Annotated in this window: 14 protein-coding genes; 9 read left to right on the top strand and 5 right to left on the bottom strand. The window is 69.1% G+C overall.

Going from position 1 to position 20,050, the window contains the following annotated elements; translation table 11 throughout:
* From ACSU6L_RS10340 to ACSU6L_RS10325, 4 genes are all read right to left on the bottom strand, one after another.
* On the bottom strand, positions 1-678 hold the full coding sequence (locus tag ACSU6L_RS10340) for a hypothetical protein (protein ID WP_437055730.1): 678 nt from the start codon (positions 676-678) through the stop codon (positions 1-3).
* A complete protein-coding gene (locus tag ACSU6L_RS10335; RefSeq protein WP_437055728.1) occupies positions 675-1,193 on the bottom strand; it encodes a hypothetical protein in 519 nt (172 codons plus the stop codon). Before ACSU6L_RS10335 ends, ACSU6L_RS10340 begins: the two co-directional genes overlap by 4 nt.
* 63 nt (positions 1,194-1,256) lie before the next feature.
* A complete protein-coding gene (locus ACSU6L_RS10330; RefSeq protein ID WP_437055726.1) occupies positions 1,257-3,572 on the bottom strand; it encodes a hypothetical protein in 2,316 nt (771 codons plus the stop codon).
* Between the two features lie 126 nt (positions 3,573-3,698).
* Positions 3,699-4,220: a hypothetical protein gene (locus ACSU6L_RS10325; RefSeq protein WP_073941255.1), complete on the bottom strand. Its 522-nt coding sequence runs from the start codon at positions 4,218-4,220 to the stop codon at positions 3,699-3,701.
* Between the two features lie 438 nt (positions 4,221-4,658).
* Here ACSU6L_RS10325 and ACSU6L_RS10320 point away from each other — a divergent pair, with 438 nt between their 5' ends.
* The 9 genes from ACSU6L_RS10320 to ACSU6L_RS10280 all read left to right on the top strand — a co-directional run bounded on the left by ACSU6L_RS10320 (position 4,659) and on the right by ACSU6L_RS10280 (position 15,777).
* Positions 4,659-5,111, top strand: a complete 453-nt coding sequence (locus ACSU6L_RS10320; RefSeq protein WP_437055724.1) for a hypothetical protein — start codon at positions 4,659-4,661, stop codon at positions 5,109-5,111.
* 2 nt (positions 5,112-5,113) lie between these two features.
* Positions 5,114-6,895, top strand: a complete 1,782-nt coding sequence (locus ACSU6L_RS10315) for a hypothetical protein (protein ID WP_437055722.1) — start codon at positions 5,114-5,116, stop codon at positions 6,893-6,895.
* 114 nt (positions 6,896-7,009) lie between these two features.
* A complete protein-coding gene (locus ACSU6L_RS10310; RefSeq protein WP_437064835.1) occupies positions 7,010-8,224 on the top strand; it encodes a S8 family serine peptidase in 1,215 nt (404 codons plus the stop codon).
* Between the two features lie 111 nt (positions 8,225-8,335).
* Positions 8,336-8,686 carry a WXG100 family type VII secretion target gene (locus tag ACSU6L_RS10305; protein ID WP_437055720.1) on the top strand — a complete coding sequence of 117 codons (351 nt, stop codon included), beginning with the start codon at positions 8,336-8,338 and terminating at the stop codon, positions 8,684-8,686.
* A gap of 92 nt (positions 8,687-8,778) precedes the next feature.
* On the top strand, positions 8,779-9,078 hold the full coding sequence (locus ACSU6L_RS10300) for a WXG100 family type VII secretion target (RefSeq protein ID WP_437055718.1): 300 nt from the start codon (positions 8,779-8,781) through the stop codon (positions 9,076-9,078).
* A gap of 91 nt (positions 9,079-9,169) precedes the next feature.
* The gene (locus ACSU6L_RS10295; protein ID WP_437055716.1) at positions 9,170-10,405 is read left to right on the top strand and encodes a S8 family serine peptidase; all 1,236 of its coding nucleotides are present in this window, start codon (positions 9,170-9,172) and stop codon (positions 10,403-10,405) included.
* Between the two features lie 37 nt (positions 10,406-10,442).
* On the top strand, positions 10,443-11,405 hold the full coding sequence (locus ACSU6L_RS10290) for a serine/threonine protein kinase (RefSeq protein WP_437064833.1): 963 nt from the start codon (positions 10,443-10,445) through the stop codon (positions 11,403-11,405).
* Between the two features lie 14 nt (positions 11,406-11,419).
* On the top strand, positions 11,420-13,618 hold the full coding sequence (locus ACSU6L_RS10285; RefSeq protein ID WP_437055714.1) for a protein kinase domain-containing protein: 2,199 nt from the start codon (positions 11,420-11,422) through the stop codon (positions 13,616-13,618).
* A gap of 53 nt (positions 13,619-13,671) precedes the next feature.
* Entirely contained in the window at positions 13,672-15,777 is a 2,106-nt protein-coding gene (locus ACSU6L_RS10280) for a serine/threonine-protein kinase (RefSeq protein WP_437055712.1), read from the top strand.
* 72 nt (positions 15,778-15,849) lie between these two features.
* Here ACSU6L_RS10280 and eccCa read toward each other — a convergent pair whose 3' ends face one another.
* Positions 15,850-19,824, bottom strand: a complete 3,975-nt coding sequence (eccCa, locus tag ACSU6L_RS10275) for a type VII secretion protein EccCa (protein ID WP_437055710.1) — start codon at positions 19,822-19,824, stop codon at positions 15,850-15,852.
* Positions 19,825-20,050 lie beyond the last annotated feature (226 nt).

Below are 20,050 nucleotides of genomic sequence, written 5' to 3'. Positions count from 1 at the left end.
TCAGCCGATGTCGTCCAACGTGGCGGAAGGCGTCTTCCCCTCCTGAGCCTGTTCGGCGCGCTCGGCGAAGAGGGTGGCGAACTTCTCGAGCGTCTTCGGCAACTCGACGCCGGCCCCGGCTTCCCCCGTCGTCACCATGATGACGCTGCCGACCCGCGCCTGGACGAACGCGGTCCGCGCCCCGTCCACGAGCGAGGGACTCGCGCCGCTCACGGCATCGCTCTCGTCCCCGACCTTGCCGAGATCCAGATCACGGGGCTCGACGCTCTGTCCGCTCCAGGCCTTCCACACCGGCTCGTACGAAGCCCGCGCGGCCTGTGCGTCCTCGTACGCCATGAGCACGAAGTCGAGCCGGGGCTTGCCGCGGCCGCCCGCGAGCGCCGACACCCCGGTGACCCGGGGCCTCGAGCACTCCTCGGGCCCTTCGTAACACCTGGCCACGCGCAGCTCCCGCGCCTTCTTCTGCGGGTACGCGACGGGCTCCACGGTGACCTTCCACCCCGGGGCGGCCTTCGCGTCGGGCAGTGTGGCCTCGGCCTGCCGGGCACTGAGCGGGCCGGCGTCGTCCGCACTGCCGCTGCCGTCCGCACTGCCGCAGCCGGCCAGGAGCGCGAGGGCCGCGCAGGACGCGACAGCGTGTCGGCGCAGACGGCCCGCTCCTCGACTGAGCCCTCTCATTCCCAGCCTTCCGCCTCGCAGGAGGCCGAGCCCTCGACCTCACTCGTGTAGGCGGTGATCAGCCGCTTCATCGCGTCGGCGTCCTCGTGGTCCGAGCCCTGGGCCTGAACCGCCGTGTACAGTTCCTGGCCGTGCTGCTCGTCCACGCAGCCCTTCGTCTTCCCGAACGCCTCGTTCCCCGAGTACCGGAAACGGTCGCCCTCCGCCGACTCCCGAGGGGCCTTGAGCGTCTGACCGGAGGCGAAGTACGCGGTGGTCTTCCCCTCCTCCACCCACGCCTGGGTGGCCCTCAGAGCCAGCGTGTCGTCCACGACGACCTCGCACACCTTCGTGCCCCCGCCGGACCTGTCCCGCACGGTGACCTTTTTGCCGTCGGGGAGGAACGGGCCGAGGTCACCGGCGTTGACAGTGACTCCGCACAGTTCCTCCGGGACCGCGTAGTCGCGTCCGGACTCGTCACCGCCACACCCTGAGAGCGCGGCGACAAGGACGGCGATCGCCGGTACGACAACCATGCCTCGCTGTCGCGACGGCGTAGGGCGAACACTCACAAGATCCCCTTCGTCGGGCCGGGATGATCAGAAGGCGGCGATGCTACCGGGCGCCTGTCCGTCCACGATGGCGCGTGCGTTGATGTAACCCTGGCGTGCCGCCTCACGGGCGGTGATGCCGGCGTCGCTGGTGTCCATCGTGTGGTACTTGTCCGCCGCGGTCCGGGCGGCGTCCTCCGTGATGGTCAGGTTCCGCGTCAGGCCTTCCTGCCAGTACTCGCCGCCGGTCTGCTGCGCCTGGTCCATGGCATGACCCTCGGCATCCTTGAACACCGACTCCAGGACGGTGCTGGTGACCGTGCCGGCCGCGCCGCCGACCGCCGCTCCGACCCACGGGGTGGCGACGAAGGAGGTACCGACGCCGACCACGGTGCCGACCGTGCCGGAGATGATGTTCTTCTTCTGGGCGACGGCGTGCTCGTACTCCTTGTCCTTGTCCGAGGCCTCCTTGCCGATGTACTCCTGCGCGCCCAGCGCGAGCGTGCCGGACACCTCGCCGGACCGGCCGGCGATCTGCCGGATGACCAGCTCCTCGTCCTCGGAGAGCCGCTGGGCCTCCGGCAGGTCCGGGTTCAGGTGGTAGTCCATCAGCTTGCCCATGTAGGCCTTCTGGCCGACCTCGACGGCGGCGTACCCCTCCGGGTTCTGGCCGACGGCGAAGAGCAGCTTGCTCACCGACGCGTGATCCAGCTTGGCCTCCGAACCGGCGACGGGGTACAGCTTCTCCACCTCCCGCCACTTGTCCGACTCCGGGTCCCGCTCGACATCGGTCATGGACCGGTTGATGTCCGGCAGGTATTCGGACGTGATCTGTCCGACGCTGTCGGTCATGAACCCCCGGCCGGTGAGCCGCTCCGGATCGTCCGCGATCGACGCGACCAGGCTCTCCATGAGCTTGGCCTGGTCGGCGCTGTGGGCCGGCGTGTCGATGGTCGGCATCTCGCCCGCGGGATGACCCGTGGTGGCCGCCTCCAGCGCCAGGGCCAGGTTGTTCTCGCCGGTACGGAGTTCGTCGCCCTTGAGGTTGCTCTCCTTCGGCCACTCCCGCTCCTCGAAGAGGTACTGGAAGTTGGAGAGCGTGACCTTGCCGTTCTTGCCGTTGCCGTCGGTGTCCCGCTCGAACGGGTTGTCCTTGTCGTCCTTGTTGATGAACTCCTGGTTGAAGAAGTCCGTCGCGGCGTCGGGGCTGTTGGACAGGCCCTTCAGGTAGCCGGTGAGCGGGTCGGAGCCGCTGTCCTCGCCGATGCGGTTCAGCCAGGGGTCCATGCCCATGTGCTGCCACGCCCTGTTCTCATGCTCGCCGTTGCCGGTGAGTTTGCGCTCGGTGGCCATGAGCTTGTTGCCGTAGTCCTTCAGGAACTGGTCGTCGTAGTCCCCGGTCCGCATCAGGTTGCTCATGACCTGGAAGCCCATGGGGCCGCCGCCGTTGTTGCCGTAGATCGGCTTGTCGCCGATGTCGATCATCGTGCGCTTCCACTCGGTCATCGCGACCGAGTCGCTCTGCGTGGCGTTGGCGAGCGTCGTGCCCAGGCTGCGCTGCAGATCGTCGAACTTGTCCAGCCGCTTCTGCCCGAGCTCGTAGTTGCCCCGGTGCGGATCGTTGACGCCGGTCCAGAACTCCAGCGTCTTCTGCGGGCCGAGCGTCGTCGCGAACCGCTCGGCGAACAGGTCGTCGTTGCCGTACTTGTTGAGCCCTTTGAGGAGCCGGTCGAACTCCTCGGGGCTGAGGTCCTTGGGGTCCTTCCGCGCCAGCTTCGCCAGCTCGTCGGCCTGCTTGACGGCCTCGGCGGCGCTGTCCCGGTCCTTGTACGAGGCGTCCGAGAAGCCGAGCTTGCTCTGGTCGGCGATGGCCTGCAGAACGGTCTTGGCCGAGTTGTCGCTCTCGGTCGCCTTGTCGAGGATCTTCTGCAGCTGGTCGCGGAGCGCGGTGATCTCGGACTGCTTGTCCTTGTCCTGCTGCGCCCGGCCCTCCGGGGGCACGTTGGTGGTGACGGTGAACCCGCCCTCGTAGCCGATGACCGTCAGGTTGTTCTTCCGGCCGCCGTCTATCGCGTCCACCAGCTCCTGGTGGTAGCCCTTCAGCTCGGTCCGCGTGTCCTCGAGGATCTTGTGGATCGTCGTCGCCTGCGTGTGCGCGTCGCTGAACTCACCGGCCGTCTTGCCGATGAACTCCTTCGACACCTGAGCGTTCACACCGGCCCAGTCCGCCTTGTTCGCGGCCTGGTGCAGTTCGTCCTCGGCGTCCTTCTTCAGCGTCTCCAGATGCTTGACCAGCGTCGACCAGTCCGTGACGGCGTCGTCGAGCAGCTTGAAGTTGGCGTCGCGCAGAGTTTCGAGGTCCATCGGTCTCTATCCCCAGAAGTTCCGGAAGTCCAGAAGTGTCGAGCAGTGGCTGAGTGAGTCGGTGAGCTGCGTGCCGGGCTCCGGGCAGTACGCCGCGAAACACACCGGCGTCCCCCCGCGCCGCCGCTACTCGTCCTTCTTCTTCTCGTCCTTCTTCTCCCCGTACACGGGGTTCTTCTCGCCCGGCTGCCCGACGCGCTCGTCGAAGCCGGCGTCCAGGGTGTCGATGCTGCTCATCTGGCGCACGATGAAGTTGTCGTCGCCGGCGTGGATCTTCTTTGTGACCTGCAGATGGTTCGTGATCTGCGCGCACGCGTCCATGAGGGAGCGGAGCTGCTCCTCCCACCGGTTCGACACGTGCTGCAGCCCCGCGCCGAGCGCGAAGCCCTGCTTCGACAGGTCACTGGCCGCGGAGTCACTGCTGGGGACGGAGACGCGGGCCTTGTCCCACAGCGCGTTGTACAAGGAGTGTGCGGATTTGCTGATCTTCGTCAGCGAAGCGTTCGCGACCTTCAGATCGCCGTACGACGACGGCCCTCCCGCCGTACCGGGCGAACCGTCGCCCGGGTCGAGCTGGTTCAACTGCATCTGCGTGGACTGCTGCTCCGCAGCCTGACTCTTGAGCTGCTCCCACTCGTCCCATGCCATGGGTGGACCCCTTCCCCCGTACTGCTCGGCTCCCGGAGCTCGTGCCGGTTGGATGACTTGGTTCCGGTGCTGTAGTTGAAAGCCAACCTAGCAACCGGGTAGCGGAGGGGCCGGGGGTAGGCCTGATGTGCGAGATATGTCCGCGGTGAAGGTTCGAAGGAGGCAGGCGGACGGGCGTGGCGGCGCGATGAGCTGCAAAGGCTGTGGAGGTGTTGCAAAGGTCGCAGAAAACGATCTTGCGGCAGGGGCTGCCGACACCTCGGCAAAGCGGCAAATAGGTCAAACGGTGGCGCGTGCCCGAGACTCGTAACTGACTTAAGACACACCACGGTTGGACCCGTTGTGCAGGTTGACTAGAGTGGTAAACGCGTTGTTCGACGCGGCTCGCTTTGCGATCGTGCGGCGAGCGAGTGGTCGGTCCGGATCTGATCGGGGCCGATGGATGTCACGGGGAAACGGGGAGGCGTGTCGGTGGCCGGCGGGAAAGATGTGGACGTCAGCAGCATCTCGATGCTGAAGGATTTCGCCGACCGGGTGGACGCGGCCCTACGGGACCTTGAGGAATCGGCCGGCAACCCGAAGAAGGTGGGCGCGCAGACCATCAAGGCGTCGTCCCTGAGTAGCGGACGGGCCGATCTCTTCCCTGAAGCGCAGAGTCTGTACTCCCAGTACAACAGCGTCCACGAGCAGCTCACCACCTTGTCCAAGACGCTGCACCTCCACATCGAGGCGATCAGTATCGGCGTCAGGGGCGCGGCCAACGGTTACCACAACCTGGAAGACGACCAGCGTCGACGGTTCCAGGAGATTCGCGGGGAACTCGCGTCGATGGACCAGAAGGGCACGTCCGGCCAGCACTCCAACAAGGATGAATCGGGGATGGGGGCCTGACGATGAGCGACGAGCAGCACAAGCAGGATCTCGAGCGCGCCACCAACCAGAACAACTTCGCCGACGTCGCACGAGTCGTCGAGCACTCGGACGGCGATGGGTGGATCACCCGGATGGTGACCGACCCTGTCCGAGCGGTGGTCGGGTCCACCGCCCAGGGCAAGGCCGTCTTCGGCAGCACGGACTTCGGGGCGAAGGATCTCGACCTCAACGAGATGGTCGACCTGGTCGAGCAGACGAACCCCGAGGATCTGGAGTCGTCCGGCAAGGCGCTGTGGGACGCGCGCGACGCCATCAAGGCGGCAGCGGATGAGCTCAGGGGGCGCATCAGCAAGATCAAATGGAAGGGCCAGGGCGGCACTGCCTTCGAGGACTACGGCGACGCACTCGTCAAGAGCGCGGATGGCGTGAGCGAGTTCGCCGGAAAGGCGGGAGACCAGCTCACCGCCGCCGCGGTGGGGCTGGCCTCGGTGCGAGCGGCGATGCCGAAGCGCGACCCGCGGAACCTGAAGCGGCCCGATAAGTTCACCGAGGCCGAGAAGACTGAGAAGAAGGACGACTACGACGCTGCCGTCAAGGTGGAGAAGGACCGCCAAGAGGCGATCAACCAGATGAACCGGTTGGCGTCTTACTACGCGGTCTCCAGCCAGCAGCTTTCGGCGTTGCAGGAGAAGCCTCCGACGTTCCGCGAGTTGCCGGGTATGGGGGTGCCGAAACCCAAGCGTGACTACAGTGGCCCGGGAGCGGCCGGTGCAGCGGCTGGGACTGCGAAGGCGAATGCCACCACGTACGACGCGCCGGTGGAGTCGCAGGGCCGCTCCAGCGTGGACGGCGTAACGGACAGGCAGGCCCCCCAGACCACCGGCAAGGGGACGGTCACATACCCCGACGACGCTGTCGGTACCACCATCGACAGTGTCGGCACTCTGCCGCCGACCACGACGACGCCGCCCACCGGGAACATGCCTCCGGTCACCGGAACACCGCCTACGACGGGCGGGCAGCCCGGCACCTTCGACAACTACGCGCCCACTGTCCCCGGCAGGGCCAACGGCAAGACCACGGGTGGGACGAGCTGGCCTCGCACTCCTGTCACCGCCCAGGGACGTACTCAGCCCGGTTTGACCAACCCGGCCAACGGGCGCACCACCGGTCCCGGTGCCACGAACCCGATGGGTCGTCCGACGGCGACGGGCCAGCCGGTTGCCAAGGGAACCGGTTCCGGTTCCAAGCCGTTCCCGATGGGACAGTCGGGTGTGCACGGAGGCACTCCCCGCCCCGGTGGTACGGCCGCACCGCGGGCGAACACCGGTCCGGCCACTGGTGCCGGGCGGGCGAACGGAGTGGTCGGCGGGCGACCCGCGACCACCGGTGGTGCGGCGGCGAAGGGCGGACCGAAGGTCCCTCGCGGCACGGTGATCGGTGCCGGTCCGACCGCTGGGGCCCGGCCGTCGACTGGTGGTCCCGGACAGCGTGGGGTCTTCGGTGCGCCTCAGGCCGGCATGAGGCCTGGTGCCGGTGCGGGTGGTGCTTCTCGTGGTGGTGTCGCGGGTGGAACCAAGCCTGTGACCGGCCGCTCGACGGGCCGCAACTCCGCCGTCCAGGCGGAGCGCAACGGCATGACGCAAGGTGGGGCGGGCCTGGCCCGCAGGTCTGGTGACAAGCGCGAGCCTGGCGACGAGAGAGACCCGCAGGGATCGCAGCGCCCCGACTATCTCGTCGAGGATGAAGAGACACACCTGCCCGACAAGCCCCGGCGCGACGTGCCGCCGGTCGTCAACTGAGTGCTAGCGAGGACTAACAACGCCATGAAGTCAGGGACGACGCTCCTCGGTGCATGGTGCGGTAGGCGGGCGCGTGCGGTGGGCGCGCTCACCGGCGCCCTGGCTGCCGTGAGCATGGGGCTGGCCCCGAACGCCTCTGCGGCTGACGCCCAGTCGATGCAGTGGTACTTGGGACCGATGAAGACCGACCAGATGTGGGACGTCAGCACGGGTGAGGGCGTCAAGGTTGCCGTCATCGACTCCGGTGTGAACCCGAACACGCCATCGCTGAAGGGCCAGGTTCTGACCGACGAAGTCCCCAAGGCTGTTGACTACCACGTCACGAAGGACTTCTCCGGTCATGGGACGACCATGGCGGAGCTCATCGCCGGCACGGGGGCAGGCGGGGGCATTCAGGGACTGGCGCCCGGCGCGAGGATCGTTCCCTACCGAGTTGCGCTCGAAGGGCTGGAGACGGATCCGGCGGAGTACGATAAGTCGCCTGAGGCCTACGAGGCACTGAGGGCTGCGGCCGACAGCGACGCCAAAATCATCAATATTTCTTTCGGCGGCATGTACTCCAAGGAGGACAAGGCCGCGGTCGAATACGCCGCTTCAAAAGGAAAGCTGCTCGTCGCGGCAGCGGGCAACGACGGCTTCCCTGACGCGCCCGCCATCTTCCCTTATGTGATCGGTGTCGGGGCAGTTGACTCCTCCTACGACGTCACGGAATTTTCCAGAAAGTCATCAAAGGGCTTCGCCGACGTCGTAGCGCCCGGTGAGGGAGTGCCTGGGTGGTGCGACAAAACCTTCCGTTCGTACTGCGAGCAACGCGGGACGAGCCACGCAACCGCTCTCGTCTCCGCCTCCGCCGCCCTCATCTGGTCCGCCCACCCCGACTGGACCGTCAACCAGGTAACCCGAGCCCTGCTTGACACCGCTGGCCGCGGCTGGCCCAAGGACAAGCCGAGCGAATACGCGGGTTACGGAATGATCCGCCCCCGAGTTGTCCTCGAGGACCCCAACTACGACGCCGGCGCGCCGGACGTCGACCCCTTGGCGAAGGTGAACAAGGGTGACGTGCTCGCCAAGGCGGGGGCACGGGACGCGAGCAACACCGACAACGCAGGCAGCGGGGACGACACCTCGTCCGAGCCCTCCGCTTCTGCATCAGGCGCGTCACAGGCCCCGGAAAAGTCTTCAACCGGCGGCACATCGGCGGCAGGATCGAACACGAAGTCGGCCACCGACGACAACAACACCCTGTGGATCGCGCTGGGCGGCGCGGCAGCGGTGATCGTGATCGGTGGAGCCGGTGCGGCCGTGCTGCGGGCGCGGCGCGCCAGGTGATCTGAACCAGCGGTCCGAGCCGAGTGCCCACGCGAGCGTGGGCGACTGGGTGCGGCCTCGCCATCTGAACCAATTCGACCCGAAGACAGACAGACGAAGGGAAGGCTGGCCATGGCTATGGACCAGAAGCTCGAAGATGCAGCAGTAGTCAAGCTGCAGAAGCAGATGTACGAGAAGTACGAGGGCATCCGCAAGCGGGTGCACAACCTCCAGGGCGTCATCGACAGCCTTGAGGGCGGCCAGTGGCAGGGTATCGGTCGTGCTGAGTTCGACAAGAAGCAGTACGAGATCAACGAGTCTCTGGTCAAGATCGGCAACATCCTCGGTGAGGTCATGGAGGCCATGACCACGACGCGGAACATCAAGGACAGCAAGGAAGACGAGGTCCGCGCGTCGGTCAACCGGATCAACCTCCAGGACGGTGCCCCGACCGTTCAGCCGTCCGCTTTCAACTCGATGTGACCGGCCTGAACCGAGGGCATTCGGTTCGGGGCATCTGGCACGACGGTTCACCCACATTACCCACCGCAACGAGCGAGACAAGGTAGGCAGGCATGGGCCTCAACGGCGACGGACTTTCCGTCTCTTACGACGCGCTGGACTTCGCGGCCACCAACATCGGCAACGAGGCAAAGGCGCTTGAGCAGGACCTGGCGGAGCTCCGCAAGCTGGTCGAGAGCAGCAAGCAGTACTGGGCTGGTCAGGCTCAGGACACCTTCAACGGCAAGCTGGCCCGCTGGGACAAGGAAGCCAACGACATCCACCAGGCGCTGACGGGCATCGGCCACGTCGTCGGCCAGTCCGGTGGTACGTACATGGAAGGCGACAAGAAGGCCGCCAGCTACTTCCTGTAAGAGGACGGCTGGTTCGCAGGACGAGCACAGGGTGGGCGCGCGCGGGAGGCGCCCACCCTGCTGTTGTGCACGGAACGGGGCGAGGAACACCATGAAGTCAGCGAGGGGCCGGCGCGTGCGTGCCGCGGGCGGCGCTCTGGTGGGGGCCCTGGCCGTGGTCGTCACCATGACCACGGGACTCGCCCCGAGCGCAGCCGCGGCCGACGCCCAGTCGAAGCAGTGGTATCTGAAGCCGATGCAGGCCGAGCGGATGTGGAAGGTCAGCACGGGGGAGGGCGTCAAGGTCGCTGTCATCGACACCGGCGTCAACGCTGACACGCCTTCGCTGAAAGGGCAGGTCCTGGTCGACGAGGTCCCCGAGGCCGTCGATTACCGCACCACCGATGACTACACCGGCAACGGCACCACCGTGGCCGAGTTGATCGCGGGTACGGGAGCGGGAGGCGGACTGAAGGGTCTGGCACCCGGCGCCAAGATCGTTCCGTACCGAGTCCAGCTGGACGCCTTGCAAGTCGGGGTGAAGGAGCAGGAGAAGACCCCCGACCTCTCGGACGCCATCACGGCGGCAGCCGACACGGACGCGAAGATCATCAACTTGTCGCTCAGCTGGAGATGGGTCACCGGTAACGATGATGCGGCCATCGAGTACGCGGCATCCAAAGGCAAGTTGCTGATCGCGTCCGTCGGGATCGACGAAGATCAGGAGGTCGGCTTTCCCTCCAACCGCCCCTACGTGGTGGGAGTGACGTCCAGCGGTTCCTCCGGCACAGTGTCCAAGGGCACCGCACAGGGCTACGCCGACCTGACGGCGCCCGGCGAGAAGATCCCGCGCTGGTGTGACGAGACCTTCCGCGCCTACTGCGTCGGCGAACCGGACACACGGACGGCCGCCGCCCTCGCCTCCGCCTCGGCCGCGCTGATCTGGTCCGCTCACCCCGACTGGACGGTGAACCAGGTCACTCGGGCACTGCTCGACACGGCCGGTCGTTCGTGGCCGAAGGACGACCCGAGCCGGTATCTGGGTTACGGACTCGTGCGCCCCCGCAAGGTCCTGGAGAACGCCGATTACGACCCCGGACCCGCGGACGTCGATCCGCTCGCTGACGTGAACCGTGGCGACCTGCTGGCCGACTCCGCCGCGAAGAACACGCCCGCGCCGGACGACGACGCGGACCAGTCCTCGGCGGAGGATCCGGTCGTCGAGGCATCGACCGCACCGCCCCGCAACTACTACCACCCCCTCTGGCTCTCTCTGTCCGCGGCGGCCGTCGTGGTCGGTCTCGTTGTCAGCGGGGCGGCGATCGTGCGGCTGCGCCGCGCCGGATGACGGCCAGTCGCCGTCAAGGAGGAGATGAGAGGTGAGCATGCCCGCGGCAGGCATCGGGCCCCGTACGAGCACGCGGCAGATCGGCCCTTACACAGTCATCACCCGGCTCGACGACAAGAACACCGCCCCGGGCGCAGCCGTACCCGAACACCGGTTCATCGCCCGCAGCCCGGACGGTGACCGCGCCGTCCTGCTCAGCCGTCCCTTGCCGACCGTCGACCCGCAGCGGTTCATGGCCGAGGCGGACGCATCCCGCTACCTGCTCGGCCCCTGGATCCTCCCCGTCACCGAACTGGCCCCGCCCGGCGACCAGCCCTGGCACGCTCGACCGTACCTACCGGCCCTGCCCCTCCCCACCGCGCTCGCCGTGCACGGCGGTCCACTTCCCGAGCGCACGGTACGAGCCCTCGGCGTCGCCCTGGCCGAGACACTGGCCGTCCTGCACGGCCAGCAGTTGTGCCATGCCGGGCTTTCCCCCTCTGCCGTGCTGCTCGCCGCGGACGGTCCGCGGCTCAGCTCCTTCGGGGCGGTACGGGCCGCCGCCCCCGACGGCACCCCGCGCCACGGGACGCCCGGCCTCGACGCCGGCAGCCTCCCGCCCGAGCAGGCGACCGGGGGCCAACCCCGGCCCATGGGCGATGTGTATGCCCTCGGCGCCACACTGGCGTACGCCGCCACCGGCCACACGGCACCCGAGCGAGACGAACTGCCTGCTGCGCTGCGCTCGCTCGTGCCCCGCTGCCTGGCACGGGACCCTGTCCATCGGCCTCAGCTCGCCGAGATCGTCGCAGGGTTGGCGGACGAAGGGGCCGCCGGCCCGACCGGTATGGAGCCCGCCACTCGTGCCGAGTCACTCCTCGCCCCCGGCTGGCTGCCCGCACGGATCATCGCCGCACTCGCACACCAGTCGGCGTCCGTGCTCGCGGCGGAGGTAGAGCTTCCCGTGCACCCCCAGCCGCCGACCGGCGCACCCACTGCCATGCCCCACCCCAGCCACTGACGACAAGAAACCCCATGCCGCTCCCTCTCACACACGACGACCCCGCCACCCTCGGCCCCTACCGGCTCATCGCCCGGCTGGGCAGCGGCGGCATGGGGACCGTGTACGCGGCGCGCTCCGCCGGTGGGCGTACGGTCGCGCTCAAGACCATGCACGGCGGAATCGCCGCCGACCCTGCCGCCCGTACCCGCTTCCGGCTGGAGGTCGACGCGGCCCGGGTCATCGGAGGTGAATTCGGCGCGCGGGTCGTGGACGCCGATCCGCTCGCCCCCACACCCTGGCTGGCGACGGAGTACGTGCTCGGGCCGCCGCTCGACGAAGCCGCCGGGCCGCTGCCCGAACCGGCGTTGCGCGCGCTGGGCGCCGCGCTGTGCGTGGCGCTCGGCCGACTGCACCAGTCCGAGGTCGTCCACCGCGATCTCAAGCCGTCCAACATCCTGGTCACCGCCTACGGCCCGAAGCTCATCGACTTCGGTATCGCGCGGGCCATCGGTGACGACCGGCTCACCCGGCTCGGCGCGGCCGTCGGTACCCCGGCCTTCATGTCCCCCGAGCAGGCGACCGGGCAGGACCACGACGCGGCCGGGGACGTCTTCGCGCTCGCCGGAGTGCTCGTCTTCGCGGCCACCGGGCGGGCGCCGTTCGGCCACGGCCAGACGCAGGACCTGCTCTACCGGGTCCGGTACGCCGACCCGGACCTCACCGGCGTACCCGCCGCTCTCGTTCCCGTCCTGGCGCAGTGCCTGGACAAGAACCCTTTCCGGCGACCGACCACCGGCGAACTGGCCGCCCGGCTCCACGACGGCACCGGCCGCTTCGCCGACCACCTGCCGGACGCGCTGCTCGCGGAGATCGCCCGTCGTGCCACCGATGTCTGGCACATGACCTCGCAGCGGCTCCCGCCACCACCGCCCGAGGAAGGCAAGGAGGACGCAGCGCCGGCTCCGGCGATGTCCCGGCGGCGTCTGCTGCTGGCGGGCAGTGGTCTGGCGGTCGGTGCGGTGGCCGCAGGAGCCGGCGCCTGGGCGTGGAGCCGACGGTCCGGTCCCGAGCCGGCTCCGCCGGTCGTCGGTCCGAGCAACAGCGCGCTGCCGACCAAGGACCTCGACTCGATCTGGCAGCGACAGGTGGCCGACCCCGAGCCCGACGAGTACCCCGCCCTGCCGCGCACGGTGGGAAACCTGGTCACGGTGGTGGCAGGCCAAGGACTGGCCGGCATCGACGCCGCGTCGGGGGAGATCCTGTGGGCGTCAGGGGAGCATGAGCCGACGTGGCAGGTCGCGACAGACGGCGAGCGGCTCGTCCGGGTCGTGATGCCGGAGGGTACCGAGGGCAACCTGGGCAAAACCGGTGGGTTTCCGCTGATCCTCGCTGCCGTCAATCTCGCCACCGGCCTGGTGGGGGAGCCGTTCGCCGAATTCACGGATGTCAACGGTGTCATCGGCTACACCCAAATTCTGTGCACGGCCGACGGCGTCGTGTACGTCGCGGCAGGTCAGGGGAAGTACGACACCTACTGGGTCGCATCGCAGTCCTGGCGGCTTTTCGCCGTCGACCTCGACAGCGGCAAACGACTGTGGAGCCAACCGCTGCCGGGCCGCGATGACGGAGCGGATCGCCTGCTCTTCGTCACCGCCCACGTGGTCGGACGCCACTTGGTGACACTCACGGAGACGAACGACGGCAAGGTCCGGCTCGTCGTACGCGACAGCCGCACGGGCGCCGTCCGCTGGGAGAAGCCGCTCGACGGCCGCTCACCGGACAGCCTGCAGCTGCCGCTCGCGACCGACACCCGCAATCTCTACCTGGGCACCGGCCGCCTCCAGGCCTTCCGGCTGAGCGACGGCAGCGAGACGTGGGACTCCTCGACGGAACGCCCCGGCCGTACCTACGGGCCGCCGACCGTCAAGGACGGCGTCGTGTACGCCGTCGAAAAGGGACTCGGTCTCGTCGCGGTGGACGCCGGGACCGGGAGGGTGCGATGGGGGGAAAAGGGTGGTGAGGGAGCGAAGGCGGACCTGAAGGCCGCTCCCGTCATCGGGGCCGACCGCGCGTACAGCAGGCGCTCCTCGGAGCTCTGGGCGATCGACCTGTCCTCCCGTACACCCGCCCACTCCTACCGGACCACCGGTGACCGCTTCGTCGCTCACGAGAAGGCCGAGGTGACCGTCGCTCTCGGCGGCAAGTTCCTCGCGGCCTTCCCCCTGGAGTGAGCGGTCGGGCGTCACATCGAACGATCCACGGACACGACAGAAGGCAATCAGCGATGAAACCCCTCGGCACCGGCGATCCGATTCGTCTCGGGCCGTACCGCCTGCTCGGCGTGCTGGGCGAGGGCGGCATGGGCAAGGTGTACGTCGGCCAGGACCGGGCCAGGGCCGTCGCCGCGGTGAAGGTGCTCCGACCGGAACTCGCCCACGACCAGAACCTCTCCCAGCGTTTCGTGCGTGAGGCGCTCGCCGCCCAGGCGGTCCGCAGCACCGGCGTGGCGGCCGTGCTCGGCGCGCAGACCGAGGGCGGACGGCCCTGGATCGCCACCGAGTTCCTCGCCGGGCCCACACTGGACGAGGCGGTCGAGAGGTACGGCCCTCTCGACGAGCCCCGGGTGCGTGCCCTGGCCGCGTCGATCGCCCGCACCCTGACGGACATCCACACCGCCGGGTTCATCCACCGCGACCTCAAGCCGCAGAACATCGTGCTGACGGCGACTGGGCCGCGAGTGATCGACTTCGGCATCGCGCGTCCCGAGCACGGGCTGACGCTCACGACCACCGGACAGGTTCCGGTCACGCCGGGATACGGCGCGCCGGAGCAGGTCCTGGGCCGGCGGGTGACACCCGCCGCGGACGTGTTCTCCCTCGGCGCGGTCCTCGTCTATGCGGCGACCGGTCGGCGCGCGTTCCAGGGTGGCCATGTGGCAGCCGTCCAGTACGAGGTGGTCCATGGCGAGCCGCAGTGGCACGGACTGTCCCCTGAGCTGCACGCGCTCATCGCCCCGTGCCTGGCCAAGGACGAGGCTATGAGGCCCGCCGCCGAACAGGTCGTCACGGCGTTCGGCGCGTCCAAGAACGGTGGACGGGTATGGACGCGTGGTCCGCTGGCCGAGGAGATCAAGCAGCGTGAGAGCCGGATGCGGCAGCTTGCCGCACCTTCCACGGTCGACGGCTCGCTCACACCCGCCGCTTCGCTCGGTGTGCCCCGGCGCCGACTGCTCACCGCCATCGCCGCCGGCGGCGCCGCACTGACCGTGGGCGGTGCCACGACCGGGTGGTGGCAGCTACAGGAGAAGTCGCGCAGGGAAGCGCGGGAGGCCCTGTTCTCCGTCCCGCCTGCCGCGCAGAGGCCGCAGGCACGCCTGCTCGACGCGGATGCCGGTGACTACGTCGTCGGTGAGTCCCCCAAGGCACTGTGGATCACCGAGCAGGCGATCGATGCCGAATCGCCCGCCCCGATGCCCGTGCGGGATGTCGTGGTGGTCGGAGGGTTCGGCGGTATCGCCGCCCACAACGTCGTCGACGGCAAGCTGCGATGGGAGCGGTTGGATCTGCTGTCCAGCCACTACCTGTCGCTGTCCGACCGGCTGATCGTCGCCATCGACGCGAAGGGCACGCTGGTCACCTTCGTGCCGTCCACCGGTGAACCCAAGTGGACCGTGGACGCCGGAGCGAAGGCACTGCTGGCCGCGGACGAGGACCTCGTGTACGTCCTGACGAAGGACGACCGGCTGCGCGCCGTGCGGCGCTCGGACGCCACGATCCGATGGACGGCGAAGCTTCCGGCGGCGTACCGGGGCAAAATCTCCACCAAGGTGGCGCTCGGCGGTGGTCGCCTGGTGCTCCCGAGCACCGATGGTCATGTCCTGGCGGTGGCCTCGGAGGACGGGCGGTTCGCCTGGGAGCAGCGCGAGCAGGCCGAGAAGCTGGCGATCGAGCCCGTCGTCCAGGACGGGATCGTGTACGTCAACGGCAAGACGCTGAGCGCGCGGAAGGTGACGGACGGGACCGAGATCTGGTCCGAGTCGACCCGCGATGAGTACAGAATCCCCACGGAGTGGGGTCCGGTGAGCGTGCACGAGGGTTCCGTCTACTCCGTCGGCGGCGTGGGGCTGGAACGCCTCGCAGCCGGAGACGGGAAGCGGATCTGGCGTCCCAGCCCGGGCGCCGACAGCACCCGATCCGTCCTTTTCCAGGGCACGGGCGTGTGGATGATCGATACGGTCGACACGGCCGAGGTGCGTACCCTGGACATCGACGAGGGGTACACGATCTGGACCTACGAGCTGAAGGACGCCGAGCGGAACGCGCTCGCCGTCGACGGCTTCAGAGCCTTCGTCAGAAACGGCGCCTCGCTCCACGCCCTCCCCGTCTTCTGACCCTCCCGGCCCAACGGCAACGGGGCCGCCCCACCGAAGCAGAGCGACCCCGAAGCCGAACCGGCGACGACCTCACCGAAGCGGATCCGCCACCAACCCCACCTGGACCAACGGCTTCCCCCGCTTCCGTGACACGAACACGCCCCGCCCCGCGGGCATGGGGCGCGGCCGTACGCCGCCCAGCAGGTCGCCCTCGCCGGAGTCGCCGGCGAGGACCACGCCCTGGGCGCCGAGTTCCTTCATGCGCTGCATGAACGGCTCGTAGGCCGCGCGGCCCGCGCCGGCGGTGGAGCGGGCGATGATGAAGCGGACACCGACGTCCCGGGCGAACGGGAGCATCTCCGTGAGGCCGGCCAGCGGGTTGCCGCTGGACGTGGACACCAGGTCGTAGTCGTCGATGACGATGTACACCGTGGGGCCCTGCCACCAGCTGCGGTCGCGCAGCTGCTCGGGGGTGACGTCGGCGGTCGGCGTGCGGCGCTGCATCAGGTTGGCCAGCGCGTCCATGTGGTGCTGCATCTGGTTGGACATGGGGATGTACTCCGCCAGATGCGAGTCCGGGGTCACGCCGAGCAGCGAGCGCCGGTTGTCGACCACGAAGAGCTTCGCCTCGTTGCCGTCGTAGCGTTCGGTGATCCGCTGGATGAGCAGCTTGAGCAGGTTCGACTTGCCGGACTCGCTCTCGCCGAAGACGAGGAAGAACGGGTCCTGCTCGAAGTCGACGAACACCGGCTCGAGGTTGTCCTCGTCGAGGCCGAAGGCGACGCCGCGGTTCGGGAAGCGGTTGCCGGGCGGGAGCTGCTGCGCGGGGAACTCGCGCGGCAGCAGCCGTACCTCCGGAGCACCCGGCTGCTGCCAGTGCCGGGAGACCTCCGCGGCGAGCGCCTGCGTCGCCTCGGCCAGGTCGGTGTCGGAGGACAGACCGTCTATGCGGGGTACCGCCGCCATGAAGTGCTGCCGCTGCGGGGTCTGGCCGCGGCCCGGGACGCCGGTCGGCACGTTCGCCGCGACCTTGCGGTCGAACTCGGAGTCCATGGGGTCGCCGAGCCGCAGCTCCAGGCGGTTCATCAGGTGGTCCTTGAGGTTGGAGCGGACCTCCATGGAGCGTGACGCGGTGAGGATCAGGTGCATGCCGTAGCCGAGGCCGCGCGCCGCGATGTCCAGGACCGCCGGTTCGAGACCGTCGTAGTCCTGCCGGAAGTTGCCCCAGCCGTCGATGGCCAGGAAGACGTCGCCCCACGGCTGGTCGGTCGTGGAGATGTCGCCGCGGGCGCGGCGGGCGCGGAACTCGGCGATCGAGGAGATGCCCGAGGTGCGGAAGTACTCCTCGCGGCGGGTCATGATGCCGTAGACCTCGGCGACCGTACGCCGGACTTTCTCAGGGTCGAGGCGTGAGGCGACGCCGCCGACGTGCGGCAGGCCCGCCACCGACGCCAGACCGCCACCACCGAAGTCGAGGCCGTAGAACTGCACTTCCTGCGGGGTGTGGGTGAGCGCGAACGAGGCGACGATCGAGCGCAGCAGGGTCGACTTGCCGGACTGCGGACCGCCGAGGATCTGCATGTGGCCGGCCGCGCCGCCGAAGTCGGTCCACAGCGGGTCACGGCGCTGCTCGTACGGCTTGTCGACGATGCCGACGGGGATGACGAGCCGGCCCGCGCCCTCGTAGCCGGGCTGGGTGAGGCCGCGGCCGGGCACGGCGGCCAGGCCGGGCAGCAGGGAGTCCAGCGACGGCGGGCTGTCCAGCGGCGGCAGCCACACCTGGTGGGCCGCCGGGCCCTGCGCCTCCAGCCGCCGCACGATCACGTCGAGCACGGTGTCGGCGAGCGCGTCGTCGGTCTGGTCGGGCTCCTCCTCCTGCCGTTGCTGCGGCACCGCCACGTACTGCACGGGCACCGGCGCCGCCGTGAACAGCACGGGCCGGCGGTCCACCGGGAGCGGGCCGCCGTACGACGCGGCCTGCTGGGCGCTGGAGCGGTAGACGCCGGAGACGTACGCCGCCTTGAAGCGGACCATCTCGTCCGTGCCGTACTTCAGGAAGCCGGAGCCCGGCACGTTCGGCAGCTCGTAGGCGTCCGGGACGCCGATCGCGGCGCGCGACTCGGCCGCCGAGAAGGTGCGCAGACCGATCCGGTAGGAGAGGTAGGTCTCCAGGCCGCGCAGCCGGCCTTCCTCCAGGCGCTGCGAGGCCAGCAGCAGGTGCACGCCCAGCGACCGGCCGATACGGCCGATCTGCACGAACATCTCGATGAAGTCCGGCTTGGCGGTGAGCAGTTCGCTGAACTCGTCGATGACGAGGACGAGTGAGGGGATCGGCTGCAGCGCGGCACCGGCCGCGCGGGCCTTCTCGTAGGCGTGGATGTTGGCGTAGTTGCCCGCGTCGCGCAGCATCTCCTGGCGGCGGTTGAGCTCACCGCGGATCGAGTCGCCCATGCGGTCGACGAGGGTCAGGTCGTCGGCGAGGTTGGTGATGACCGCGGCCACGTGCGGCATCTGGGACATGCCCGCGAACGTCGCACCGCCCTTGAAGTCGGCGAGGACGAAGTTCAGCGTCTCGGAGGAGTGGGTGACCGCGAGGCCGAGGACCAGGGTGCGCAGCAGCTCCGACTTGCCGGAACCGGTCGCGCCGACACACAGGCCGTGCGGGCCCATGCCCTCCTGCGCGGCCTCCTTGAGGTCGAGCATCACGGGCCGGCCGTCCTCGCCGACACCGATCGGCACCCGCAGCCGCTCGGACTGCGAACGCGGCCGCCAGGTGCGCCGCGGGTCGACGGTGGCGGCGTCCCCGAGGTTCAGCAGATCGGTGAACTCCAAGTTGGCCAGCAGCGGTTCGTCGTCGTCCCCGCCGGAGGCCATGCGCAGCGGCGCCAGCTGCCGGGCGAGCGCCTCGGCCGCCTCGTAGGACAGGACGTCGGGGGTGCCCTCGTAGACCATGCCGTGCGCCGACTCCAGGCGCAGCTCGCGCGGGTGCACGACGATGGACAGGTCGCCGCGGCCGGTGGTGAGTTCGCCGGGCACGACCTCCAGGACCGTCACGCCCTGCAGCCCCTCCGGGCTGGCGAGCAGCGAGGTCGGCGGCAGGGAGACACCGTCCAGGACGACCACCAGGTGCGGCTGTTCGGGCACGGGAGGCGCGCTCGGGTGGAAGCGCGGGCGGCCCTGGAGCCGGGCGCCGAGCAGGTCCTCCAGCTCGATGGGGTTCGTGGTGATCAGACGCAGGCTGCCGGCGCCGTCCGCCTCGCCCCTGGCCTGTACGTGCGGCAGCCACTTCGCCCACTCCCACTCGGGCGCGGACTCCCGCCCGGTGGCGACGGCGATGACGAGGTCCTCGGGGGAGTGCAGCGAGGCCAGGGCGCCCGTCACCGCGCGGGCGGCGCCGCGCACGGTGACCGGCTCACCGCTGATCGACACGTGGTAGAAGGCCCGCAGCGAGACCGCCATCGGCAGGTCCTCGAGGGTGCTGTGCGTGGCCAGGAAGCGCTGCATGGCGCCCGCCGTCAGCGGCTCCAGCTGGTCCACCGGCGCGGTCTCCGGCGGGAGCAGCGGGGTGGCCAGGGACTGCGCGCCGAGGCCCACGCGCACCTGCCCGAAGTCCTCGTCGCCGGCGCGGCGTTCCCACACCCGGCTGCCCTCGGCGACCAGCGCCCACAGTTGCTCCGGCGAAGGGTGCAGGTAGTACTGGGCGTCGCGCTGCGCCTTGGCGGTCTTCTGCGCCGTACGCCGGGTCTGCGACAGGTACCGCAGGTAGTCGCGGCGGATGTCGGCGATCTGCCCCTGGTTGCCCCGCCGGTAGCGGATCAGCATCGCGATGCCCATCGCGATGGTGGAGGCGATCATCACCATGCCCATGATCTTCATGAAGGGCTGGGCCTGGGGGTTGAAGAAGAACACCACGGACCCGCCCATGCCGAGCATGGGCAGAAGCTGCATCAGGGCGCCTTCCCGCTCCCCGCGCGGCAGCTCCGGCGGCGGTTGCAAGACGACCTCGTTCGTGGGCACTTCCCGCGGCAGAGCCCTCGGTGGGCGCTTGACGACGATGTGGCTCACTTCGCACCAATTCCCTTGCCGGACCGACCGTTCCGTCCGCCGCCCCGTGTCCGGCGAACGTCGATCGCGAAGCGCGATCCTACTGACAACCACTGACAACCGTGGGCGGTAGGGTGCCCGTGAGACGTGTGAGCAGTTGCGAATCGGGCGCCGGAAAACCAGACATTCCGCACTGTTCGTGGTGAGTGCCCGCCGCCTGATCCCGGGCAGCACGGCGCATGCGACC

It is taken from the genome of Streptomyces sp. enrichment culture (genome assembly GCF_964272855.1).
Lineage (GTDB): Bacteria > Actinomycetota > Actinomycetes > Streptomycetales > Streptomycetaceae > Streptomyces.
This window is presented reverse-complemented; position numbering and strand designations above follow the sequence as displayed.